The organism is Oribacterium sp. Sow4_G1_1, from assembly GCF_052116105.1.
GTDB lineage: Bacteria > Bacillota > Clostridia > Lachnospirales > Lachnospiraceae > Oribacterium.
On record NZ_JBQKLS010000008.1, the window covers coordinates 42309 to 67032 of the forward strand.

Sequence of the window (24724 nt, forward strand, 5' to 3'; positions counted from 1 at the left end):
AGTACTTTTTTCAGTGTCCTCTACTTAATGGGGTCTGACCCCTTTTAATTTTTATAAACTCATCGACTGGACGAGCTTCTCGAAGCGGGCCATTGCCTCGCGGGTGTTCTCGTGGGTGGAGAAGGCGGTGAGGCGGAAGAACTTCTCGCCGCTCTTTCCGAAGCCGGCACCCGGCGTGCCGACCACGTAGGCTTCGTTCAGCAGCTTATCGAAGAAGCTCCAGCTGTCCATGTCACCCGGACACTTGAGCCAGATGTACGGTGAATTCTTGCCACCGGTGTAGTAGATATGAAGACGATCCATCGTTTCGGTGATGATGGCGGCATTGTCCCTGTAGTACTGCAGGTTCTCCTCGATCTCCCGCTCGCCAGCCTCGGTGAAGACGGCCTCTGCACCGCGCTGGGTGATGTAGCTCACGCCGTTGAACTTCGTGGTCTGGCGGCGAAGCCACATCTTGTTGAGGCTCGCGCCGTCACGCTTCAGGGTGTCTGGCACGATGGTGTAGCCGCAACGGGTGCCGGTGAAGCCAGCCTTCTTCGAGAAGCTGCAGAACTCGATCGCGACGTCACGTGCGCCCGGAATCTCGTAGATGCTGTGCGGCAGATCGCCGGTCACGAAGCACTCATAGGCGGCATCGAAGAGGAGGATCGCGTTGTTCTCCTGTGCGAAGCGCACCCACTTCGTGAGGCCCTCGCGGTCATAGACGGCACCGGTCGGGTTGTTCGGGCTGCAGAGGTAAATGATGTCGGCCCGGTACTCTGGTGCCGGAAGCGGCAGAAAGCCGTTCTCTTCAGAAGACATCGCGTAAATGATCTTTCGCCCGGACATCATGTTGGTGTCGACATAGACCGGATAGACCGGATCAGTGACGAGCACCGTGTTGTTCTCATCGAAGAGATCCAGGATGTTGCCGAGATCGGACTTCGCACCGTCCGAGATGAAGATCTCGTCGAGGGCGAGCTCTACGCCGAACTTCTTATAATAAGACTGAATCGCTGTCTTCAGGAAATCGTAGCCCTGCTCCGGACCGTAGCCACGGAAGGTCTCGGCCACGCCCATCTCCTGCGCTGCCTTCACCATCGCATCGACGACGGTCTTCGGCAGCGGACGGGTGACATCACCGATCCCCATACGGATCAGCTGACTGCTGAGCTCCGGATGCGCGGACTGCCACTCACGGATACGACGCGCGATCTCCGCAAAAAGATAGCTTTCATTTAATTTCAGATAGTTTTGATTGACGCTTGCAGACATTTTTATACTCCCCAGCATGAAATGTTGAATGTTCGATATGTATTTTTCAAATGAAAAAAGGGCATGGACTCTCTGGTGAAACCAGGACGCCTTTGCCCTTTTGATGACATTATAATTTCGGAAACGCGAATGTCAAGAAATCTTTGATTGCAAATGATTATGGCTGGTATTCACTGTTCCGTTCAGGCCGCCCCGCCGGCCCCTGCCTGATCCGAAGTGTAATGCAATCCGCGAATACCTCCTATTCCAAATCGACGCTTGACAATCTTTTCGCACCGCTTCATAATGTGGAGCATCAATGGACGGCAAAGGTGTCGCGTGTATCGCTACATCTCTGCCGTCTTTTTTTGTTTAAGATTTTACTTAGGGAGAGTAACCATATGTGCAGTATTATCGGATTCTGTGACAAGCGCGCACAGTATGAGGTTGTGAAGGCCGCGCTTCTGAAGACCACATCGAGAGGACCAGACGATACCCGTATCGTCGACACCGGTAACGGCTACCTCGGCTTCAATCGTCTCGCCATCATGGGCCTGACCGACGCCGGCATGCAGCCGTTCGAGCTGGATGGCTCCTACGTGGTCTGCAACGGCGAGATCTACGGCTTCCGCCCGCTGCGTGAGAAGCTCGCGAAGGAGGGCTATACCTTCCAGTCCGATTCTGACTGCGAGATCCTGCTTCCGCTCTGGCGTGAGCTCGGCACCGAGATGTTTCGTATGCTCGACGCGGAGTTCGCGCTCATCATCTACGATGCTGAGGCCAATGACTACATCGCGGCGCGGGATCCGATCGGTATTCGTCCCCTCTACTATGGCACCACCGACGACGGCACGCTGGCATTCGCCTCCGAGCCGAAGAACCTCGTGGGTCTCTGCCATGAAATCAAGCCATTTCCACCAGGACACTACTATAAGGATGGCCAGTTCGTCTGCTATCACGATCTGTCCGTGGTGCACAAATACAACACGCATGACGATCTCGAGGAGATCGCCCACAACATCCACGATCTTCTCGTCGAGGGTGTGAAGAAGCGTCTCGACGCGGATGCACCGGTCGGCTTCCTGCTTTCCGGTGGTCTCGACTCCTCCCTCGTCTGTGCGATCTCTCAGAAGCTTCTGAAGAAGCCGATCGAGACCTACGCCATCGGTATGGATGTCGATGCGATTGACCTCAAGTATGCACGTGAGGTCGCGGACTACATCGGCGCAAACCATCACGAGGTCATCATGTCCCGTGAGGATGTTCTGGCCGCCCTTCGGGAAGTCATCGCCACCCTCGGAACCTACGATATCACCACCATCCGTGCGTCCATCGGCATGTATCTCTGCTGCAAGGCGATTCACGAGCAGTCTGATGTCCGTGTACTCCTGACCGGTGAGATCTCCGACGAGCTTTTCGGCTACAAGTACACCGATTTCGCACCGAGCGCCGAGGAATTTCAGAAGGAAGCCGAGAAGCGTATCCGCGAGCTGCACATGTACGATGTGCTTCGTGCCGACCGCTGCATCAGCGTAAACTCTCTCGAGGCACGCGTACCGTTCGGAGACATTGACTTCGTCGACTACGTGATGCACATCGATCCGGAGAAGAAGCTGAACCACTACCATAAGGGCAAGTATCTCCTTCGCCACGCGTTCGAGGCCGATCATCTCCTGCCGGAGGACATCCTCATGCGTGAGAAGGCCGCCTTCTCCGACGCCGTCGGTCACTCCATGAAGGATGACCTCGCGGAGTTCGCCGAGAAGCAGTATACCGACGCGGAATTCGAGGAGAAGCGTCAGAAATACACGCACGCGAGGCCGTTCACGAAGGAGTCTCTCCTCTACCGCGAAATCTTCGAAGAGTACTATCCGGGACAGTCCCAGATGGTCACCGATTTCTGGATGCCGAACAAGACCTGGCCTGGATGCGCCGTCAACGACCCATCCGCCCGCGTCCTCTCAAACTACGGCGACTCCGGAAAATAATCCGATGGTTAACGGCATAGCCGTATTAACCTATACTCCCTAAGGCAAACGACCTGTCCCTCGCGGGGCAGGTCGTTTGCTGTCTGGTGATCTGACAAAGCCCCGGAGGGCCCTGTCTTTTCCGTTTTCTATTACTCTTCTGTGATGGTTGCAGTGGCTTCTGCTTCCTCCGCTTCCTGCTTCACTTCGGTTGCGGCATCTACAGCGGCCTTTGTAGCCGCGTCCTTTGCAGGCTCCTCTGCCTTCGGCTCGGCGTCCTTCCCGGTCGCTTCTGTCTTCGCGTCTGCGTCATCCGCATCCGTCGTGAAGAACTCTACCTCGACATCGCCGTCATCCTCTGGCTCGATGTCGATATCCTCCGCCTTTTCCGCAGACTCCGCCTTCACCTCTTCGGCATCTGACTTTGCGTCCTCGTCATCTACATATGGATACGAGATGTGCTCGACGTTCTCATCGACGACATCATCATCCTCGTCGCAGCTTCTGAGCTTCTCATCGAGGGCTTCCTTTACGGTCTTGTATGCGTCCTTGCCTGCGTCGACGGCGAGGTTCTTCGCATCGACCGCGAGGTTCTTTGCGGCTACACCGATGTCCTTCGCTGCGGTCTTGAAATCTTCCTTCGTCTGGCTGTTCTTCAGAGTCGTGTAGGATCTCTTCGCGGAGTCCTTCACCTCTGAAGCGGACTCGAGCACATCCGTGAAGTCCTGATCGACCTCCTCGGAAAACTTCTCATACTTGTAGAGATAGGATACAGCGGCGGCAACACCGCCGACCAGTGCAGCGAATCCGACGAGACCACCTAAACCTTTTTTCTTGCCCATAACGATATCCTCCATCCGGGCCGCTTTCAGCCCGTTTCTTCATTTCGGTGTCTTCCGTATCTGAATCTACAAATCGATACTGCTGTCAGGCACCACCAGTCCATTTTTCATTTGTATCGCTTAGAATCTACAAATTCGATACTGCTATCATACCACGATTTCGCCGATATATACATACCCGCATCGTGGTTACAAATGTTCGAATTTCGTAAGGGGGTCTGACCCCATTAAATTTTTATAAACAAATTCTAAAGTCATAGTTTATGGGGTCAGACCCCATAAACTCAGGCCTGGGTCGGGAGCTTGAAGCTGGACTTCAGGCCGACGATGCGGTTGTAGACCGGGTGGCCTTCGGTGGAGTCCTTACTGTCGACGCAGAAGAAGCCGTTTCGTACGAACTGGAAGCTGTCGTATGCCTTCACGTCCATGAGCTCCGGCTCGACCATGCAGTTCTCTACGACAGTGAGGGAGTTCGGGTTGAAGTTCAGGGTGCCGTCGTCGTTCAGCTTGCCCTTCTCTTCGTCGATCAGCTGCTCATACAGACGGACGGTCACCTGACCTGCGGTCGGAGCATTGACCCAGTGGATCGTGCCCTTCACCTTACGTCCCGTGAAGCCAGAGCCCGACTTGGTTTCCGGATCATAGGTGCAGTGAACGACGGTCACCTTTCCATCGGCGTCGGTCTCGTAGGAGGTCGCCTTTACGAAATATGCGGACATGAGGCGGACCTCGTTGTCGACATAGAGCCGCTTATACTTCTTCGGCGGATCGATCATGAAGTCGTCGCGCTCGATGTAAAGCTCGCGGGAGAACGGAACCTGACGGCTGCCGAGTTCCTCATTCTCGAGGTTATTCGGCACCTCGAGCATCTCGGTCTGGCCCTCCGGATAGTTGTCGATCACCAGCTTGATCGGGTCAATGACGGCCATCATACGCTTATCCTTCAGCTTCAGGTCCTCGCGAATACAGTACTCGAGGAGACTGATGTCACAGCTGGAGTTCGCCTTCGAGATACCGCTCAGGGTGACGAACTGACGGAGGGACTCCGGTGTGTAGCCACGACGACGAAGAGCCGCGATGGTGACGAGACGTGGATCGTCCCATCCATCTACGACGCCATCCTCTACCAGCTTCTTGATGTAACGCTTACCGGTGACAACATTGGTCAGATACAGCTTCGCGAACTCGATCTGGCGAGGCGGGTGCGGGAAATCACAATTCTTAACAACCCAGTCATAGAGCGGGCGATGATCCTCGAACTCCAGTGTGCAGAGGGAGTGCGTGATGCCCTCTACGGCGTCCTCGATCGGGTGTGCGAAATCGTACATCGGGTAGATGCACCACTTGTCACCGGTGTTGTGGTGATGCATGTGGGCTACACGGTAGATGATCGGGTCACGCATGTTCAGGTTCGGGGATGCCATGTCGATCTTCGCACGAAGGGTCAGGGTACCGTCTGCGTACTTGCCGTCCTTCATGTCCTGGAAGAGCTGAAGGTTCTCTTCGATCGGACGGTTACGGTTCGGGGACTCCTTTCCAGGGTTCGTGAAGTCGCCACGGTACTCGGTGATCTGCTCTGCGGTGAGATCATCGACGAAGGCGAGTCCCTTCTTAATCAGAAGGAGGGCCTTCTCATACATGATATCGAAGTAATCGGACGCGAAGAAAATGCGGTCCTCGAAGTCGGCACCGAGCCACTTTACGTCACGCTCGATGGCCTCGACGAATTCGGTCTTCTCCTTCATCGGGTTCGTGTCATCGAAGCGGAGGTTAAACTGTCCATGGTACTCCTGCGCCATTCCGGAATTCAGAATGATCGACTTCGCATGGCCGATATGCAGATAACCGTTCGGCTCCGGTGGGAATCGTGTATGTACGTGGTCATAAACGCCCTCGGCAAGATCCTTCTCGATCTCACGCTCGATGAAATGCTTCGACTCTGGAGCCTTCTCCTCCAGCACGCCGTTCTCGTTTCTTGTTTCCATAGACATAGTATAGCCTCCTAAAAATGAAGTACCCAAAATTATAGCATATCGGGGCGCCGTTATACAAGGGGATATGCAGGAAGCGGCCCGGAGAGCCAGTTCAGAGAGCGTAACAGTTCAGCCGGGGGTGAAGATGCCATCCCGGCTCTCCCAGGAAGTTTGAGGCTACTCCTCATTCGCCACAACTCACTCAAAGCAGTTCTTTCGTTTTCCGCGCCAGATACAGCGGTACATTTGTAATCGCACCGTCTTTTCGATAGCCGCGTCTGGAATACCGAAGCGCGTGTTCAGGATGATGGTCCGCAATGTACTTTTTGAACGACGGCGCAGATCTGTCCTCGCCGCCCTTAGCCTCTACCGGAATGACCTCTGTGCCATGCTGGATAAGAAAATCAATTTCACTGTTTTTGTCCGAGTAGTAACGAGGATCCACCTCAAATTGTCCACGGAGCTGTTGCAGAATGTAATTTTCTGTCAATGGCCCTTTGAACTGAAAATCCGTTTTCAACAGAATAGCGCTGTTGTCAATACCGGCCATATGCTTGAGCAAACCGGTATCAAACATAAACAGCTTAAACTGGTTCAGCTTATCAAAAGCAGCAAGTGGATGTTCTGCCTTGGAAACATTGTAGATACGGTTTAACATCCCGGCAGAAACCAGCCACTCAATCGCTTCTTCAAAGTCACGTGCACGACTCCCCTCCCGGACCGCACCGTACATGAACTTCTCGTTTGACTTTGCAAGCTGCGAGACAATGCTTCGGAACACCATCAAAATCCGGCCGCTGTTGACTTTTCCGTTGTGCTTGGAGAAGTCGTTCTCATAAACCTCTATCAGTTCGCGCTGAATCTGCGTGATCTTTGCCGGATCTTTATGTGTGATCCACGAAGAAACGCACTCTGGCATTCCGCCGATAATCAGGTAATAGTTATACGCCTCCAGCAGTCGGTTGTGGAAAACATCTTCAATCACCTGCCCCTTCTGGATGCTGCAATAATAAGCATATAGGCGTTCGTCGCTTGCCTCCAGAAATTCATCAAAAGTCAATGGATAGATGTCCAGCAGATTCACCATTCCAACAGGGTACGATTTCGGCTGTGCCAGAAGTGTACCGAGCAGACTTCCGGCGGCAATCACATGGTATTCATTTGCTTTCTCTTTGAAGTATTTCAACGTGTTGAGCGCCTCCGGGCATTCCTGAATCTCATCGAAGATAATCAGCGTTTTTCCCGGCAGTATTTTTTCGCCCACAATCATGGAGAGAATTTCGATTATCCGCTGCGGATTTTTATTTGCTTCAAAAATGGATTTCAGCTCATCTTCCTCATCAAAGTTGAAATAAACGAAATTATCATAATAATCGCGCCCAAATGATTTCATCAGCCATGTTTTTCCGACCTGTCGGGCACCCTTCAGCACCATCGGCTTCCGATCTTCGCTGTTTTTCCATTTAATTAATGCCTGTATCGCATTTCGTTTCATGAGAATCACCGTCCTTCCTGAATCTCACACTGTTGTAGCACATTTTTCTGCAATTATCGAAGCAGCATTCACACATTTTTCTGCGTTTTCAAGTCGAATTACGCACATTTTTCTGAATTATTCACTTGAACTATACACATTTTTCCAGGTCAATACAATAAGTTTTAACACATTTTTCTGAGCAGGCAGAACTGTTACTCTTAGTCCGGCTGCTTTTTCCTCATTCGCCTGCCTGCAATTCGGTTTTTTCCGGGAAGTGTGCTAAACTGATTCTAAATGTGAATTTTTGAAACGAGGTTTATGAATATGGAAATCACAAAGGAACTCAAATGGCGGGTGCTGAACCACCTCTACCTCGGCTACATCCTGAGCGGTGCGGTCATCACGATTTTCGGTGCGATCCTGCCGCATCTCATCGAGGAGGAGCAGCTGAACTACGCGGTCGCAGGCGGCCTGATCAGCATCCTCGCGATCGGCAATTTCTGCGCCTCCATCATCTATCCGCTCGCGAAGCGCCACTTCTCGCATCGCGTGGTCGTGGTCGCCATCACCAGCCTCTCGCCGATCGTCATGTTGCTACTGACGATCCACCCGCCGGTCGCCTTCATGTACCTACTGGTGTTCGTCCTCGGCATCACGAAGGGCACCGTCACGATTATCAACAACCTCGCGATGAACGTCGCGACAAACAGCTCGACGAAGTACCTGAACATCCTGCACACCACCTTCGCTGTCGGAGCCTTCGCGAGTCCCTTCATCATGGCCGCGCTCCTCGCCCTCGGCTTCCCGTGGCGCATCATCATGTACATCCTCTGCGTCTCCGGCGCGATCTTCCCGCTGAACTACTGGACCATGGACTACCGGATGCTCGAGGAGCCGCAGCCGTCCGCGGCCAATGCAGGCGACCACCACTCAGATGGCTGCAGCACAGCGAAACCGGAAGGCACCATGCCGAACCCGGCTGCCGATGCAGCGCAGGGTGGTGACGGCAGTGACGCCGGATGCATTGAGCAGGGACAGCCTGCCGGCGCGCCGAATCTTCAGGCACTGCTCACGAACCGCAGCTTCCTGATCATCACCTTCATCATGTTCATGTACGTCGGCTTCGAGAACACCGTGAACGGCTGGTTCGTCACTTACCTGAAGGACACTGGGGTCATGACGAGCGCGCTCGCCACCGCGATGGTATCCGTCACCTGGGTCATGATGATGGCCGGTCGCGTGGGTACCGCGCAGTTCTTCCAGAATGTGAATAAGCTTCAGATCATCCTCGTGAGCGCCCTCATCGATTTCGTCGCGATCGTGCTCCTCGTGAACACCCACACCGCGACGATGGCGGCCATCATCATCGCCGTACTCGGTCTCGGCATGAGTGCCATCTACCCGACCACCGTCGCAGCCGCCGGCCCGATCATCGAAGGCTCCACCATGGGCCTCTCGCTCCTCACCGGCATCAGCGCCATCGGCGGCATCCTCGTCCCACAGATCATCGGCATCCTCGCGGATCACGTCGGCATCGCCGGCGCGATGGTTACCGTCGTCCTCACCGTCGGTATCATGCTCGCGCTCTCGATCCTCGCCGTCCTTCGCGACCGGAGAGGACTCATGGGGTGAGCATATGAATTGTCTTATCTTTACAGCCTATAGAACCTGAACACTGTATCTTCTCCCTATTCCGTAGACTGATGGCCATATTCGACGCTTAAAGTGTCTGCAAAAAATCAGCCGGGTGAAAATCCACCCGGCTGAACTTATGCTAAAGAAAACACGGAGGGCGGACGCTTTCGGCGTCCGCCCTCCTTTTCTATGATGAAAACTTAAATTTTATGCGCCGAGGCCGACGAGGAGATCCGGCAGGATGCCGTCGTTCTCGGTCCACATCTGGGTGATCTGCGACTCGTCCACCGGCGAGGTGCCACGGCCGAGCTCGATCGTCACGGATGGGATATCGAGCTTCTGTACGGCCCAGTCCTTGAAGCCCGCGGCGTCCGTCTGTGACCAGGTATTCGAGATGGTATACCCTGTGTTCTGATGGACGACATTGGCCAGATACTGCCCCTTCGCCTTATAGTTTCCGGTCTCGCCGAAATACCAGTAGATCACGCGGCCCTGTGTGTGGTAGCTGATCGTGTAGTCCGGCCTAAGCTGTCGGCAGAGGTTCGCGAGCGCCTTCGACTCAACCTCACTCTCCGGCCCCGTGCCCTTATAGAACATGTTCGACGGGTGATCGACCTTCGGGGTCGCCTCCTGCCAGAACGCGTCGAAGTTACGATTCAGGTTGACACCGTTGATGTTGTTCTTCCACTTGCGAAGGTAGGTGGCGAGGTCCGTCACCTGATCCTGCGCGGCCATGCTCATGACCATCGTCTTCGCCGCCTGCGTATTCAGCGCGTCGACACCGCCCTGTACGAGGGTGATGCCGTCCGGGTTCACCATCGGTACGAAGTGAATGCAGGTGTTCTGGAGCAGCGTCGCGACGGACTGACCATGGTAGAGCAAGTTGTTCTGCTGCATCTCAAGCAGCGCCACGATCTCCCGCATCACGAGCTGGGAGCTGATGTACTCACGTGCGTGAATGCCGCCGTGCACGAGGATCTTATGCGGAGCGGACGGATTTCCGACCACCACGTGGTAGAGCTGGCGACCATCGATGGTGTTCCCGAGGACATCCATCTGCATCTTCGGATAGGTCGCCTTCAGGCTATTGAGGTCGACCTGCATCTCCTGGTAGGTATAGGTGCCGACGTTGCTGCAGTAGTAGCCGGCCGGGAGCGGCACGGTACTGAGTGCGTTCAGGACATTGGAGCTGCCACTGGTCGATGTGCCGCTACCGAACAGCTGATTGAGACTGCCGGTGCTGCCCACCGCGCCAGGGACCGTCGGTCCGAAGCTCGTCATGCCGATACTGTCGGCCGGTGTGCTGGCACTGTTGCTCACCAGCGCCTGGTTCGAGCTTGTCCCACTCGCCGACGTGATCGCCTGCATCGTGGATGCATTGACCGACGCCAGGGTTTCAGAGCTCGCTGCCTCCGCACCACCGATCGTCGCCTGCGTCGTACCACTCTGATTCGTGCTGCCGGCGCTGGCCGTCGTGCCCTCCAGTGCGCCCGTCGCTTCGACGATCCCCGTGCTGCTTTCGCTGCCACTCGTACCGGTCGCCCCCGCACTGTAGTTTGCGCCACTGGTCTCCGCACTCGCCACGATCGGCGTCACGCCCGACGCGATCGTCCCGGCATACGCCGTCGTGCTGAGGCTCGCCATCATTGACATCGCCATCGCAGCCGCGACGACGGATTTCTTCTTTATCATAATGTACTGTCTCCTCGACTATAAGAAAACTGATTTTCACTCAACTTTCTGATTATACCGAATTCGCTTTTTCATGTGAATGGTCAATTTTTTTAAAATAATCTGACAGATGTGGGACTGATACTGTTCAGGCAGGCGAGGGACCCGGAAATTTTCACTTAGGAACCGGGTGAAATAGATGAAGATGGATGGCACTATCCAATAACCGGTTGATTTCGAAATCGTTGATAATTTTAGCAACATCTATCATTTTTGTGTACGGAGCTAAACTATCCAAGATTTTCAAATAGGGCACTTATTGGATAGTTTTCTGCGAAATCAGGCATACGCATAAAAGCATACTATCAAATAATCCTCGCTTTTTAAAATAGTAGATATGTATTTCTGACTTCAGAGAAGAGTTTCTTTCGCCAAATATCCAATAAACCATCTTTTTTTAAATGCTGGATACGCGAGTCCGGATTCCTCTTAGGAAATAAGGCTTTTCGTATCAAGTATTTTTGAAATCGCCTAATAGTGGATATTTTGCAGCCGCCTGTCATGCTTACAGTCAAAAAACATATCCAGTATTTTTATAATCAAACCATATTGGATAGGAACGTTGGTCAGGGGCTGCGGATGGGCGGTAACGGAGGCACAGTACTCCGAGACCGCCCATCCAGCTCCTGCCTGAATCCAGTTAACGAGTGAACAGTAACTTACTGTTCACTCGTGGCTCGGCGGACGGCAGCCATGCCAGCCTTGACTTATCTGTGTTTAAACAGTAACGTCTATATTATGTTCCTGCGTAAGCAGGGTTAAATGGAGAAGTTTCGATGTTTAACTTTCATATCATCAAAACCAAAACCAGTGCCGCCATACCATCTCACTCGCAGCGTGTCTACCTGCTCGTGCTGCTCCTCGATCTGCTGGCGCTCGCCGCGAATCAGCTGGCGGTCCGCTCATCCGCGTTCGCGGATGCGTACTCCCACTACGTGTATCGCGTGCTGAGTCTCGGCATCGGCTCCGTAATGGGCCTGCTGCCCTTCTCCGTGGTGGAGCTGCTGCTCTACGCGACGATTCTTTTCGTGCTCTTCGATTTCGCGAAGCAGCTGTGCCGTGCCCTCCGTGTGGGCGCAGCTTGCGTGCATTCTGCACGCATATCGCAGGATGCCCAGACGCATCTTCTCGCCGCCGTCGCCCGCCCGCTGCGCCGCTTCCTCGGCCACCTCTTCCTCATCCTGTCCACGCTGCTCGTGCTCTACGTCTTCCTCTGCGGCATCAACTACCACCGCACGAGCTTCTCTGAGGAGGCCGGCCTCAGCGTAACGATCGACGCGCACGGCACGGTCTACGACGAAGCGGACCTCATCGCGCTCTGCGACTACCTCGTCACGGAAATCAACGACACTGAGGCGCAGCTCGCTGCGACCGCCACATCGGATGCCAATGCAAACGTTCTCCGCGCACATACCTCCGCGGGCGCGGACGCCGCAGGCACCACCACTGAATCCGCGACCGCCACTGCCGAAGCTTCCAACACCGACACCGCCTCGGCCTCCGCCACTGAATCGCCGACCACCACCGTCGGAGCTTCCGGCCCTTCCGCTGCCGACGAGACAGCGGCGACCACCATCCAGGTCGAGGGCGTCTGCATTGGCCAGACCTCGGAGACGCCGAAGCCGTCCGCCGCCTGGCTGTGGCACGCGGGACGCACGGGGCAGCGCGCGATGGAGAAGCTCGGCCAGCGCTACCGCCGCCTGTCGGGCCACTACCCGTACCCGAAGCCGATCCTCAACACCTGGATCCTCAGCGTCCAGCAGACCACCGGCGTCTACTCGCCGTTCACCGTCGAAGCAAACTACAACCGCGATATCGCCTACTACGACATCCCGTTCACCATCTGCCACGAGCTCTCCCACCTCCGCGGCTACATGCAGGAGGAGGAAGCGAACTTCATCGGCGTGCTGGCGACGATCGGCGCGGACGATCTCTACTTCAACTATTCCGGCTATGTCTCCGCCTGGGTATACGCGGGCAATGCACTCGCCCGGATCGACAGCACCGCCTTCGCCACGCTGTATGCCCGGATCAATGCGCGTACCCGCCAGGACATGCTCTACAACAACGCCTACTGGCAGCAGTTCGAGGGAAAGCCGGCCGAAGCGCACGAGCAGCTGAACGACGCCTACCTGAAGATGCAGGGACAGACGTCCGGCGTCCGTAGCTACGGGCACGTGACAGACCTTATGCTCGAATACTTCGAGAAAAACGGGACGCTGGCACAATAGCGGGGTCTGAAAAATAAAGGCATCATCCGGATTTACTATAGTGAAGACTGAAAAACGACTGAAGGGGCGCATCAGAATGAAGTTTCTGATGCACCCCTTATATTCTGAGTGTTATATTGCGCTTCTTTTACGACTTCGCTTCCAAGAACTGAAGGAAGCTCTTCGCGGCGTCCTGTCGCTCTGACTTTACGGCGAAGCCGAAAATCGGCGTAGTTTTCTGATACAGTGCGTTTTCCGCGAGCCATGGAGCACCCGTGAGGACGATGCCGACCGGAATCGGTTTCTGCATCTTCGCCGGGTCCGGCATCACGAACTCCTCGCGCGGCTGCACGGTCGCGAGGCCCATGAGGTTCGCCGCAAACGCGGACATCTCGTCGAGGGTCTCTGCGGTCGTATTTCCAGATGCTGCCGCGCCAGTACTCTGCTCTACGCCTGCCTCGCTTTCGATATCCGTTTCAGACGCCAGCCGAGTATCGCCTGCAGTGGCGCTGCTACTCTGCTCCGCCTCTGTCTGATTTCCGGACGCTTCCTCGGCAACTGCCGGCTGCGCATCCGCAGCGGCGGCCGCGCTGGTCTCCGCACCGGCTTCCGAAGAGACGTCCGGCTTTCGAAGCGTGTCGCTGTTCGCGATGGTTTCGTCGGCGCCGAGGCTCATCTCCTCGAGATCGCCGTAGTCCGTCTGGTCGAGCAGCTCCTGCACATGCTGGTCGATATAGTAAACCTGCCCGGCGGCCTCATACACCGCGAGGGTCTCGTCGTCCAGCACATCGCGGAGATCGACGAAGGAGCCGTTCAGCGCGTAGTAGGTGAAGACGCCCGGGTCCGCGACCATCACATCGATCTCGTGCGACTGGTAGAGCGCCGCGATCTTCGCATTCTGCGCCATCGAAAACTGACTCTGGTCGTTCGGATTGAAGGTCGCAGAGGTGTCGACAAGAATCTTCTGCTTCTCGTCATCGAGCCCTGCCGCCTCGGCGAATGCTTCCCCTGCGGCTTCATCCGCCTGACCGCTCAGGTCCTGGCCGCCGGCATTGAGCAGCATCGCATAGAAGCCCGTCGGCTTGTTGTGGAGGATCGTCGAGCCGACCGACCACACGAGCCCGACCAGCACCACCACGCCGAGAATCCAGAACTTATAATAGTCGAAAATATACTGCAGCTTCTCGCCGAAACTCAGGCGGCTCAGCTTCTTCTTTTCCTTCTGTAGCTCATCACGAAATGCCATTTGTTCTCCTATACATAAAACACAAGCGAAGTGGCAGGCGGAGGCCGGAGAGCCGGGAACCGACGCCATACGAAGAGTTCGTGCTTTAGTTCCAGACTCTCCGGCCCCTGCCCAAACTGTCACAAAAATTAGTATATATTTTAACAGAAAGCTGTTGAAATATCCACTTTACGCGCCCACCAATCTGTTCTATAGTTTTTATGTAAGTAACACAACATGTTTCGCAGAGTAGACGCACGAGCGTACAGTGCCTTCCGAACGGGGAGTTTGTCGGGAGGACGAAGCCGGTTTTCCGGCGCGGTTCGGGTGTCGCATCCCGCTGCAGTGAAGATTAGACGCTAACCTTCTTTGTAGTCAGGGGCTGCAAAGGAGGTATTTTTATGCAGAAATTCACTACAAAAACCATCGTATCCCTTTCAGTTCTTGTCGCTCTCCAGATCGTTCTGACAAGATTCTGTTCCTTCAGCGCATGGAACGTCCGCATCGGCTTCGGCTTCGTAGCGCTCGTCATCGCCGCGGTCGTGCACGGTCCGGTAGCCGCTGCCCTCGTCGGTGGTCTCGGCGATATGATCGGTGCCATCGCGTTCCCGACCGGCTCCTACTTCCCGGGCTTCACGCTGACCCAGGTGCTCATGGGCCTTTCCTTCGGCCTCGCGCTGTACCGGAAGCCGCTTCATGTGTCCGACGCCAATGCCGTCGACCCGCACGCAGATGGCGCTGCCGCCAGCGCACTGGATGCCGCTGCATCCTCGGTGCTGAACGCCGCGCTTCCGCTGCCGGTTCGTGCGACCTTCGCGGTGCTCTTTAATCAGCTGGTGCTGAGCCTTCTTATAAACACGCTCTGGATCTCCATCCTCTACGGCTCCAGCTTCACCGGCCTCCTCACGACGAGAGTCATGCAGGCGGCGGTCACCGCACCGATTCAGATTGCCGTGGTGCTCACCCTCGCCGGCATCCTGCGCCGCCGCGATATCCAGCAGGTGCTCGCCGCGTAATGCATATCTGATTCCTATACTTTCGGTGCCATGCGCTCGGAGGGATGGCAACGGAAACACAGTACTCCGAGTCCGGTAAACTCTAAGCCGGGGACCCTAAGTGGCACTAGGCCCTCTGCAATCACTGCGTTTTCTTTATGAAAACGCAGCGTTGACAGAGGGTTCCAGGGAGAGATAACACCAAGTGCCACTAAGGGGACCCGGCTTGATTTTACACGGACTCTCCGTATGGTTTTCGTTGCCATCCCTCCGGTCTCCGGCATGAACGTACTAAACAAATTGAATTATCAGGAAAGAAGAAAAAATGGACTGGAATGAAGCCATCGCGCTCCTTCACGGGGCGAACTGGAAACATACGAAGATCGGACTCGAGCGGATGCGGGATTTTATGCACGCGCTCGGCGATCCACAGGAGAAGCTCCGCTATGTGCACATCGCCGGCACAAACGGGAAGGGCTCGGCCTGCGTCATGACCCAGTCGATTCTGACGGCGGCGGGCTTCCGTACCGGTCTCTATATCTCGCCGCACCTCGACCAGTTTAACGAGCGTCTCTCCATCGATGGACAGATGATTTCGGATGCGGATCTTCGTCGTCTCGCCGGTCGAGTACGTGCTGCCGCAGAGACCCTCGGCGAGGAGCCGACGGACTTCGAGATGATCACCGCGATGGCCTTCTGCTGGTTCGAGGAGCAGCACTGCGAGCTCGTCGTCCTCGAGGTCGGCATGGGTGGACGCCTCGATGCAACGAACGTCATCTCCTCTCCGGAGGTCTGCGCGATCATGCACATCGGCCTCGACCACACCGAATTTCTCGGGGACACCGTCGAGAAGGTCGCCGCGGAAAAAGCCGGCATTCTGAAACCAGGTGCCGACTGCGTCCTCTACCACCAGCTCCCGGGCGTCATGAACGTCGTGCAGCAGCGCTTCGCGGAGGTAAACTCGGACGCAGCTGACACCACAGACGCTGCGGCCAGCCCACTCAACGCGAACACAGCGGATTCGTGCTGCGCATCCGGCGCAGCTGGCACCACCGATGGTGCCTTCGACATGACCCACTCAAACCACGATGGTGCCAGCATGAAATCGTCAGCAGCACGGCTCATCATCACCGATCCAGCTGCTTTCACCGCCCGCGTGCGGACGATCGACGGGCAGGTCTTCGACTACCGGAACCGTTCGGATCTCCGCATCCAGCTGCTCGGAAACTACCAGATGGAAAACGCGATGGCTGTGCTCGACATCATCGACTGCCTGCAGCGCCGTGGCTGGGGAATTCCTGAAGACGCTATACATCAAGGAACTTCTGCTGCGCTGATTCGCAAAGATGCGCAGAAACCAGAAATTTCTGAGGACGCGATCCGTGCCGGTCTCGCGCAGGCCACCTGGCCGGGACGCTTCGAGGTCCTCTCGCGGGAACCGCTTCTCATCGTCGATGGCGCACACAACCCGAACGGCGTCGAAGCCCTCGTTGACACGATCCGCGCTTACTTCCCGAATCAGAAAATCAACTTCGTGATGGGCGTCATGAAGGATAAGGACTACCATACCATGCTCCGCCTCATCGCCCCGTACGCTGCCCGCTTCATCACCGAGCTCCCAGACGCACACCGCGCTCTCCGGCCGGAACAGCTGAAATCCGAGATCCGCGCGTACTTCGACGGCCCGGTCGAAACCGCCGACTCCGTCACCGCCGCTGTACAGCGCGCGATAGAAATCGCAGAGCGAAGCATGGACCACGATAGTATCGATGCCGCCCAAGCGCGCCGTGCCATGAACCTCGCGGGCGACAGCATTGACGAAGGCCGAAGGAACCACCAGCCGATCACCATCTGCTTCGGCTCCCTGTATCAGGTCGCCGAGATACGTAATTACTTCATAAGCTCCAGCAGATCGACCAGCAATGTATAAGCCGTTCCTCAACAATATTGATTATGCTTGAATAGACGACTACCAATGGTAGTCCCTCAAAAAGTATGATAATTCAAAAAAACGGAAGGCTGCACACAACAGCCTTCCTAAAAGCAATTGGATTAAATTCCTACATTTTTTTAAGCATCTCCACGAACTCATCCATCGGATACGCACCCTCGATATGAAGATCCTTGTCTTGGAATACCATATAATAACGATACTTAGGCCCTGCCAGATTCTGCCATGCTCTTCCCAAGCGAATCTTCTGCTTCGTTTCGCTATTCTCCAGATGGTCTCCTTTCGTTTCGATCAGGATGATTTTCCCACTTTTCGTTTCAACGATAAAATCCGGATAATGATTGATAAATCCGTTGATACGGAATCCTGTTCTGGACGGATTTCTATGCCACCACCTGATATTGCCCATAGCGGTGAGTTCCATCACCATGTCATATTCAAAACCGTTGACAGCTTCCTCACCTTCATAGAGGCTCCCTCCATACATCGTTGTAGACTGCAGCGGTGCAATGATGGATGGAAACTCATAATAAGGCTCTACTGTGATCTTTCCGATCTCGATCCATCTCTGGAAGGTTTCCTCATAGTAGCTGTCCATGAGCCTCTGCACATACTTCTTTAACCGTTCTGCATATCCTACCGGTGACTTTTGCAAGCCCTTCAAAGTCTGTTCATCCATCATATCTACAACGATGTCAACATACTTCCGAAGGTCACTATCCCCTACGGAATCGATCTTCCGGACAGCACGAAACAGAATATCTTTACATTCTCGGATCTTAGATTCTTCGCTCCACTGCGAAAACTGATTCACAAAGAATCGCTGGTCTGCCTCACTCATTTTAAATACGCGAGGAGTGCTGCTGTCGCTGTCCTTTAGATCGATTTTCGCGATTTCATCATCTGCACGTTCAAAGTCAATGTCATAAGGCTTTCCCTTTAAACTAAATCCCTCTGCTAAATTTTCCCTCTCCAGGCGGACATTATAACCATCCACAAAAATACTTTGCTCCACATGCATTGCAAACTGAGGAAGCTTTAAAGATCTCAACTCCTCCTCAAACTCTGGACTCACTTTAAACGTATTCATATTATCCTTTACATCTTCCGGTATATCGGAGAACGGATCATCCTTCTGATCCTCCAGCGTCTTTTCGAAATCTTCCTGTTGTCTGGCTGCATCCTGCAAAAGAGCGTCTGCACCATACAACCCAGATATGCTTTTTTCATGTAATGCTGAATTCTGATTTCTCTCCTGAAGTGCAACAGAAATATAACTTCCATCAAAATTCAGGAAATCTTCTGCATTCTCATCCGATAAGCCCTTCTCACTCTCTGTACTTTCGGCTGTACTATCTGATATCTGTTCTGACGATTTTTCCGGAAATAGTGTAGTTTGCGTTCCGGCAGGTGTAATCTCTTCCTTCGGACTTTCTGAATTATCTATTTCCCCGACACGATAATCCTTTTCGGAGAATCCCGCACTGTTCAGCCCGCGAACAATTTTATCCAGCGTGTTCTTGAAGTCATTCGATGAAGTCAAGACATAAGACATGTTCAGCGTCGGATTTTTCTGGAAGCGTCTGGTATAGGGCTGCCTGAGAACACGTCCTAGAATCTGTTCTACATCTATCTGGCTTGTCTTGTTGGCAAGAGATGCAAGAATGTATGCGAACGGGCAATCCCAACCTTCCTTCAGTGCATTCACCGTGATGATATAACGGATTTTGCAATCCTCACTGAGCAGATCTACATTCTTGATCTCATTGATATCAGCTGTCTTGATTGCAATCTGATCTGCTGGAATGCCTACACTAATCAGCTTCTCCCTCAGACGATCAAATGTCGCGCTATCTTCTTTCCCTCTTGGCTGAGCCTGAAACAGTACGATAGGGCGCACATAATTTCCCGTTTGCAGGTATTCATCCTGCGCCTGCTGCTCCAGACGATTTCTTAGATCGATGGCATCGACGATAACTTCCTGCATGCTGTCCCGGTTATATACAATAACCGGAAGCTTGACCATGTTTTCGCGCTTCAGCTGAATCGCATCCACATAGCAAAGGACATTGCTATCCTTGGTCGGCGTCGCTGTCAGATCCAGAACGAAAGAAGGATTGAAGTTTGTAAGCATGTCCTTACTGAGATTGCTTCTTGCATGATGGCTTTCATCTACGATAACAACCGGATTCAGCTGGTTGATGACCTGCATAAGCGCTGTCTCATCCACATCTGCAATCGGATTTACAGGAGCCCCCAGTGCTTTCGCAATCGGAGCCAGATTGCTGTTTTCCTGCTTCGCTTTTAAGGATTCCTTTCTTCCACGGAAAGAATCATAAGAGAGCACCATGATCGAAAGCTGCTCGCTGATGGACGTAATATTAAAATTCTGCCCATTCAGAAGTTCTTCCTTGGTATACACCTCCACGCGACTGTTAAAATCAGTATTGATTCTCTGCCGATACGGATGCTCCGGATTCTTCAACGCGGCCAATGTCTGCGTCATAATAGACTCAGATGGCACCAGCCAAACAACCGCTTTTGTTTTTGTATTTGGAAGTCCATCAAAAATCGGACGAATCGCATTACAGGCGATGAAGGTCTTTCCGCCTCCGGTCGGCACTTTTAAACACAGATGCGGCACGCCCGGAAGGATGTTCTGATAAGGCGGTATCTTACCCGATTCTACCGGCAAACCTTTCTGATTCCAGAACAACCGATAGGCCTGATCGATCTTTCCAGTCTGATTCAGCAGCTGCATATATGTAGAAAGATCCGAAATGACCTTCTTCTGATAAGTCTTTAGTTCCATATCGCATCACCTCACAGTCTGGCAATATCTCTAGGTATCTTCTTAAAGGTAATTCCGTACTTCAAAAGTTCGTCATCGCTCAGGGTGCACTGATCTGCATAGATTACATAATGGTCCGCCTTCTCCTGAACGTGGGACAAGAACTCATAGTTCAGGATACAAAGAGCTTCCTTCTCGTAATAGAAATAATAGGCAGTGCCGTTCGCGACGCCGAGATAATAGGGGGCATCTTTCGGCTCGTAACTTGTGTGTGTCTCCGCGTACCATATATACTCACAGATCTTTTCATCCGGAACTTCCGGATTCAGCTGATGGTCCTCGATAAACAGCGGCTGTCCCAGCTCGTAGTAAGTAAAGTCGCCGCCCGTTCCTTCTACTGCGCTCTTCCCTTCTCCATATCCATCAATCACACGCTTGACACGTTCTGCTGTAATGGTATCAGCATAATCGCCCATTTCGATCAGGATGAATCTTCGATGACCGCCGTCCTCTTTGTTTTTGTTGAGAACTGCATGGGCAGTGGTGCCGGACCCTGCGAATGCATCAAGAACAATCATATCATCCTCTACACCAACGATATGTAGAATACGCTCTATCAGGCGTGGAGGTTTAGGAGTATCGAATGTTGCGCGACCAGCAAAGATTCCTTTTATGATTTTAGCAGCTTCATCGGTATGACCGGTGTCTGAATGTAGCCATAAATTAGTCGGCGGTTTTCCCCCAACACTGTCCAGATAGGTTTTTCTTGCAATTCCGCCCAATCCATTTTTCGTGAAGAAGAACCTCGGCCATTGCCCCCTCTTATATACTCGCTCTGCAGATCTCTTTGACTCTTCCAAAGAGCACGACAAAACGATTGCACATACATCGTTTCTAACTTTTTCCTGCGGAACGCCGCAGACATCAGCTCTTTTTTCTGCATCGTCAATATCTTTTAGTTCGTACGCGCACCAACCACTCATTATCGAAAGCATTTGGCTTTGCTGATATCTCCAACAAGATCCATTAGCTGGATATAACATTTCTCCTGTAAACGGATGCTGTATTGCATACACCATTCCTTGATGCGTTGCCGCTCCTGGTGCAAAAGCATTATCTGTTCTCCATGGTGTTACATCATTATCTGGATTTTTGTATTTTGCATCCATCTCTGCTGTTCGTGCCAGTTTCTGCGGCTGCCAATCCGGATTTTTGCTGTAGGCCAAAATATGCTCTATTTCATTAACGATACCTTTCGAATCATTTCTGGTTGAGTAAGTTCTTTGCCATGATACATTTGACACAAAACAGTTCGATCCAAAAATCTCATCGCAGATCATTTTCAAGTTGTACAGCTCATTATCATCGATACTGATAAAAATTGCCCCATCCTCACTAAGCAGCTTCTGCAACAACTTAAGTCTTGGATACATCATGCACAGCCACTTGTCGTGGCGGCTGAGATCCTCTCCCTCTTTACCGACCACTTCGCCAAGCCACTTCTTGATCTTAGGATCGTTGACATTGTCGTTATACACCCAGCCTTCATTGCCCGTATTATATGGCGGATCGATGTAGATGCACTTAACCTTTCCCTCATATTTCGGCAGCAGAGATTTCAGCGCTTCCAGATTATCTCCGTGGATAATCATATTCTCACTTTTATCTCCGCCATAAGTATACTGCTTATCCAAAACTCGGTAAGGTACATCCATATGATGATTGATGACCTTGTCCTTTCCGATCCAGTCTAACGTCGGCATGGTCTGCATTCCTCCAAAATGAAACAGGAAGCACAGAGATTCTTCTCCACGCTCCCTGATTAGGTTCTACATATTTTTTCTTATGATATCATTTTTTCTGTCAATTATCTACCTTAGCAAGGGAGTAACGAACTCTAGCGAAAAACGCATCGCGTGTCCAGTCGTTCCTATCCAATATGGTTTGATTATGATAATACTGGATATGTTTTTTGCCTGTAAGTATGACAGGCGACTGCAAAATATCCACTCTTAGGCGATTTTAAAAATACTGGATACGAAAAGCCTTATTTCCTAAGAGGAATCCGGGCTCGCGTATCCAGTATTACTGAAAAGAAGGTTTATTGGATATATGCTGAAAGAAACTCTTCTCTGAAGGCAGAAATACATATCCACTATTTTAAAAAGCGAGGATTATTCGATAGTACGCTTATATGCGTATGCCTGATTTCGCAGAAATCTATCCAATAAGTGCCCTATTTGAAAATCTTAGATAGTTTAGCTCCGTACGCAAAAATGATAGATGGTGCTAAAAATATACATGATTTCGAAATAAACCGGTTATTGAATAGTGTCATCCATCTTCATCTATTTTATCCGATTCGCCAGTGAAATTTTCCGGGCCGCGCGCGATGATCGTCTGAAAATCGAGCAGTATTCCTGCGCGGCAGAGTTACCGTTCACACGTGTACTGATCAGGCAGAGGGGCCGGAGGGGCGGCAATTGAGGCCATACGTAGAGATCGTGTGAAATCAAGCCGGGTCCCCTTAGCGGCACTTGGTACATTTTCCTTAGCACCCTCTGCAACGCTGAGTTTTCATGAAGAAAACTCAGCGATTGCAGAGGGCCTAGTGCCGCTTAGGGTTCCCGGCTTAGATTGAACCGATCTCGGAGTACTGTGCCTCCATTGCCGCCCCTCCGGACCTCTGCCTGAATCCAGTTGACGAGTGAACAGTAGCAATCTGTTTGAACTTTCCTAATCTATTTACTGTTAAAATATTCAAAAATCAGGAACCGAACGTACGAACAGCCCTCCTTATAACCTCCATCTATAACGGCGCCTAAATTTTACGTATTATACTTTTGATTCATTCCCCATTAAAATAAGTAAGATATTTTCACATTATATCTATACACGACGAGGTTCTACTATATGAAGATTATCGATATTTTAAACCAGGATCAGATCACGCTTTCCTTCGAGGTATTCCCACCGAAGAAGATCGAGAAGTACGATTCCGTGCAGGCGGCGACGGAGGGCGTAGCGGCGCTTCACCCGAGCTTTATGTCCGTGACCTATGGTGCGGGCGGCGGAACCTCCGAGTTTACGCTGAACATCGCGAAGAACATCCGGGACAAGTACGGGGTCGAGGTGCTGCCGCATCTCACCTGTGTGTCCTCCACGAAGGCGCGCGTGCACGAAATGATTCAGAAGTTTAAGGAATACGGCTTCGAGAACGTCATGGCGCTGCGCGGTGACATCCCGGAGGGTGGCGCACCTTACGACGACTACCACTATGCGAGTGAGCTCGTCGCGGACATCAAGTCCCAGGGCGACTTCTGCATCGGCGGTGCCTGCTATCCGGACGGTCATGTCGAGTGCGCCCACAAGGACGACGACATCCGGAATCTGAAGCGCAAGGTCGACGCGGGTGTCGACTTCCTGACCACGCAGATGTTCTTCGACAACGCGGAGTTCTTCAACTTCCTCTATCGTCTCCGCGAGCAGGATATCCGTGTGCCTGTCCTCGCCGGCATCATGCCGATCACGAACCAGAAGCAGCTCGGTCGCTCCGTCGCCCTCTCCGGCACCACGGTTCCAACTCGTTTCAAGGAAATCGTCGACAAGTTCGGCGAGCATCTGGAGGCGATGAAGCAGGCGGGCATCATCTATGCGACCGAACAGATCATTGACCTTATCGCAAACGACGTGAAGCACATCCACGTCTACTCGATGAACAAGCCGGACGTCGCTGAGGCCATCCAGCGGAACCTGAGCGAGATTCTGAAAATCTGATATACTTTTACCCATCGGAACGCAGCCGGAGGATGCTGGAAGCCTACATGCATCCGTCACACACCCTCTCCTCTGCGTTCCTGTTTCTATCGACCATCGGAAAGTGAAGGGCACTATGATCGACATGCGACTCCGCGAGGTCTACCGTTACCTCGGCTACCGAAAAATCACACCGACGCCGGAGATCGACGCGCGTATCCAGCAGTGCATCGTGCGCATGCAGGCGGCCGCGACGCCGCGCGCCATCTCCCGACGCTTTCCCGTCCGCACAGAAGCACCCGACCGCGTCGAGATCGCGGGGCTCACAATCCGCTCGCGGGATCTCTATCGAAACCTCTCCGGCTGCGACGACGCGTATATGTTTGCAGCCACCATCGGCGTCGGCATTGACCTGCTCATCAAGCGGGGGGAAGTTGCCAGCATGACGGATTCTATCATCTACCAGGCGGCGGGTGCCGAGATGATCGAGTCCTACGCAGACCGTGAGGTTGCGAAGCTTCGCGCACAGGAGGCTGAACGTGGCTATCAACTCCGCCCGCGCTACTCGCCCGGCTACGGGGACCTGCCGCTCGCGCTTCAGACGGACTTCGCGCGCATCCTTGACATGCAGAAGTGGTGCGGCATCACGCTGACCGACGCGCTCCTCATGGTCCCGAGCAAGTCCATCACCGCCTTCATCGGCTGCACGCGCCAGCCGAAAACCGCGCCCGACGCCGCGTACCTCGCGCAGGAGGTCAACCCGCTGAAGCTCAGTGCTGACAGCACCGCGTCATCATGCGCGACATCCGTCGAGGCCAATGCTTCTGTCCCGAACACAAGTACCGCGCGTAGCACCCACGACTGCCGGCAGTGCACGAAAACCGACTGCCTCTACCGCGACTGCTGACTTTATAAAAATTTAATGGGGTCTGACCCTA

14 protein-coding genes, 1 pseudogene and 1 riboswitch are annotated in these 24724 nt (G+C 53.2%); of the genes and pseudogenes, 7 read left to right on the plus strand and 8 right to left on the minus strand.

Going from position 1 to position 24724, the window contains the following annotated elements:
- Positions 1–51: 51 nt before the first annotated feature.
- Positions 52–1254, minus strand: a complete 1203-nt coding sequence (locus tag ACTQ52_RS06670; RefSeq protein WP_410043199.1) for an LL-diaminopimelate aminotransferase — start codon at positions 1252–1254, stop codon at positions 52–54.
- Positions 1255–1634: 380 nt separating this feature from the next.
- On the opposite strand from ACTQ52_RS06670, the gene asnB reads away from it, so the two are divergent.
- A complete protein-coding gene (gene asnB / locus ACTQ52_RS06675; protein WP_441226848.1) occupies positions 1635–3221 on the plus strand; it encodes an asparagine synthase B in 1587 nt (528 codons plus the stop codon).
- Positions 3222–3352: 131 nt separating this feature from the next.
- On the opposite strand, the gene ACTQ52_RS06680 is transcribed toward asnB, so the two are convergent.
- The 3 genes from ACTQ52_RS06680 to ACTQ52_RS06690 form a co-directional block, all read right to left on the minus strand.
- Positions 3353–4042 (minus strand): hypothetical protein, encoded by a 690-nt coding sequence (locus ACTQ52_RS06680; protein WP_441982132.1) that lies wholly within the window; start codon positions 4040–4042, stop codon positions 3353–3355.
- A gap of 284 nt (positions 4043–4326) precedes the next feature.
- Positions 4327–6027, minus strand: coding sequence for a glutamine--tRNA ligase/YqeY domain fusion protein (locus ACTQ52_RS06685; RefSeq protein WP_410043196.1), 1701 nt, complete (start codon positions 6025–6027; stop codon positions 4327–4329).
- A gap of 190 nt (positions 6028–6217) precedes the next feature.
- Positions 6218–7510 carry an ATP-binding protein gene (locus ACTQ52_RS06690; RefSeq protein WP_441982133.1) on the minus strand — a complete coding sequence of 431 codons (1293 nt, stop codon included), beginning with the start codon at positions 7508–7510 and terminating at the stop codon, positions 6218–6220.
- Positions 7511–7816: 306 nt separating this feature from the next.
- Here ACTQ52_RS06690 and ACTQ52_RS06695 point away from each other — a divergent pair, with 306 nt between their 5' ends.
- On the plus strand, positions 7817–9124 hold the full coding sequence (locus ACTQ52_RS06695; protein ID WP_441982134.1) for an MFS transporter: 1308 nt from the start codon (positions 7817–7819) through the stop codon (positions 9122–9124).
- A gap of 210 nt (positions 9125–9334) precedes the next feature.
- On the opposite strand, the gene ACTQ52_RS06700 is transcribed toward ACTQ52_RS06695, so the two are convergent.
- Positions 9335–10819, minus strand: coding sequence for a M14 family zinc carboxypeptidase (locus ACTQ52_RS06700; RefSeq protein WP_410043193.1), 1485 nt, complete (start codon positions 10817–10819; stop codon positions 9335–9337).
- An 815-nt stretch (positions 10820–11634) separates the two neighbouring features.
- Here ACTQ52_RS06700 and ACTQ52_RS06705 point away from each other — a divergent pair.
- Positions 11635–13089: a DUF3810 domain-containing protein gene (locus tag ACTQ52_RS06705; RefSeq protein ID WP_441982135.1), complete on the plus strand. Its 1455-nt coding sequence runs from the start codon at positions 11635–11637 to the stop codon at positions 13087–13089.
- 127 nt (positions 13090–13216) lie between these two features.
- On the opposite strand, the gene ACTQ52_RS06710 is transcribed toward ACTQ52_RS06705, so the two are convergent.
- Entirely contained in the window at positions 13217–14314 is a 1098-nt protein-coding gene (locus ACTQ52_RS06710) for a hypothetical protein (RefSeq protein ID WP_441982136.1), read from the minus strand.
- A 222-nt stretch (positions 14315–14536) separates the two neighbouring features.
- Positions 14537–14638, plus strand: a riboswitch (THF riboswitch).
- 56 nt (positions 14639–14694) lie between these two features.
- On the opposite strand from ACTQ52_RS06710, the gene ACTQ52_RS06715 reads away from it, so the two are divergent.
- Both ACTQ52_RS06715 and ACTQ52_RS06720 read left to right on the plus strand, forming a co-directional pair.
- Positions 14695–15309, plus strand: coding sequence for a folate family ECF transporter S component (locus tag ACTQ52_RS06715; protein ID WP_441982137.1), 615 nt, complete (start codon positions 14695–14697; stop codon positions 15307–15309).
- Positions 15310–15613: 304 nt separating this feature from the next.
- The gene (locus ACTQ52_RS06720; protein ID WP_441982138.1) at positions 15614–17218 is read left to right on the plus strand and encodes a bifunctional folylpolyglutamate synthase/dihydrofolate synthase; all 1605 of its coding nucleotides are present in this window, start codon (positions 15614–15616) and stop codon (positions 17216–17218) included.
- Positions 17219–19331: 2113 nt separating this feature from the next.
- Here ACTQ52_RS06720 and ACTQ52_RS06725 read toward each other — a convergent pair.
- Together ACTQ52_RS06725 and ACTQ52_RS06730 are read right to left on the minus strand one after the other, a co-directional pair.
- Positions 19332–20051, minus strand: a pseudogene (locus tag ACTQ52_RS06725) (DEAD/DEAH box helicase family protein); the annotation flags it as partial.
- 11 nt (positions 20052–20062) lie between these two features.
- Positions 20063–21793: a site-specific DNA-methyltransferase gene (locus ACTQ52_RS06730; protein WP_441982139.1), complete on the minus strand. Its 1731-nt coding sequence runs from the start codon at positions 21791–21793 to the stop codon at positions 20063–20065.
- Positions 21794–22943: 1150 nt separating this feature from the next.
- Here ACTQ52_RS06730 and metF point away from each other — a divergent pair.
- Positions 22944–23807 carry a methylenetetrahydrofolate reductase [NAD(P)H] gene (gene metF, locus ACTQ52_RS06735; RefSeq protein WP_441982140.1) on the plus strand — a complete coding sequence of 288 codons (864 nt, stop codon included), beginning with the start codon at positions 22944–22946 and terminating at the stop codon, positions 23805–23807.
- A 115-nt stretch (positions 23808–23922) separates the two neighbouring features.
- Positions 23923–24693, plus strand: a complete 771-nt coding sequence (locus tag ACTQ52_RS06740; protein ID WP_441982141.1) for a vitamin B12 dependent-methionine synthase activation domain-containing protein — start codon at positions 23923–23925, stop codon at positions 24691–24693.
- Positions 24694–24724 lie beyond the last annotated feature (31 nt).

What these genes read in the sequence shown, in the direction of transcription:
- ACTQ52_RS06670 (WP_410043199.1), bottom strand. Translation starts at nt 1,254, where the DNA reads ATGTCTGCAAGCGTCAATCAAAACTATCTGAAATTAAATGAAAGCTAT.
- asnB (WP_441226848.1), top strand. Translation starts at nt 1,635, where the DNA reads ATGTGCAGTATTATCGGATTCTGTGACAAGCGCGCACAGTATGAGGTT.
- ACTQ52_RS06680 (WP_441982132.1), bottom strand. Translation starts at nt 4,042, where the DNA reads ATGGGCAAGAAAAAAGGTTTAGGTGGTCTCGTCGGATTCGCTGCACTG.
- ACTQ52_RS06685 (WP_410043196.1), bottom strand. Translation starts at nt 6,027, where the DNA reads ATGGAAACAAGAAACGAGAACGGCGTGCTGGAGGAGAAGGCTCCAGAG.
- ACTQ52_RS06690 (WP_441982133.1), bottom strand. Translation starts at nt 7,510, where the DNA reads ATGAAACGAAATGCGATACAGGCATTAATTAAATGGAAAAACAGCGAA.
- ACTQ52_RS06695 (WP_441982134.1), top strand. Translation starts at nt 7,817, where the DNA reads ATGGAAATCACAAAGGAACTCAAATGGCGGGTGCTGAACCACCTCTAC.
- ACTQ52_RS06700 (WP_410043193.1), bottom strand. Translation starts at nt 10,819, where the DNA reads ATGATAAAGAAGAAATCCGTCGTCGCGGCTGCGATGGCGATGTCAATG.
- ACTQ52_RS06705 (WP_441982135.1), top strand. Translation starts at nt 11,635, where the DNA reads ATGTTTAACTTTCATATCATCAAAACCAAAACCAGTGCCGCCATACCA.
- ACTQ52_RS06710 (WP_441982136.1), bottom strand. Translation starts at nt 14,314, where the DNA reads ATGGCATTTCGTGATGAGCTACAGAAGGAAAAGAAGAAGCTGAGCCGC.
- ACTQ52_RS06715 (WP_441982137.1), top strand. Translation starts at nt 14,695, where the DNA reads ATGCAGAAATTCACTACAAAAACCATCGTATCCCTTTCAGTTCTTGTC.
- ACTQ52_RS06720 (WP_441982138.1), top strand. Translation starts at nt 15,614, where the DNA reads ATGGACTGGAATGAAGCCATCGCGCTCCTTCACGGGGCGAACTGGAAA.
- ACTQ52_RS06730 (WP_441982139.1), bottom strand. Translation starts at nt 21,793, where the DNA reads ATGCCGACGTTAGACTGGATCGGAAAGGACAAGGTCATCAATCATCAT.
- metF (WP_441982140.1), top strand. Translation starts at nt 22,944, where the DNA reads ATGAAGATTATCGATATTTTAAACCAGGATCAGATCACGCTTTCCTTC.
- ACTQ52_RS06740 (WP_441982141.1), top strand. Translation starts at nt 23,923, where the DNA reads ATGATCGACATGCGACTCCGCGAGGTCTACCGTTACCTCGGCTACCGA.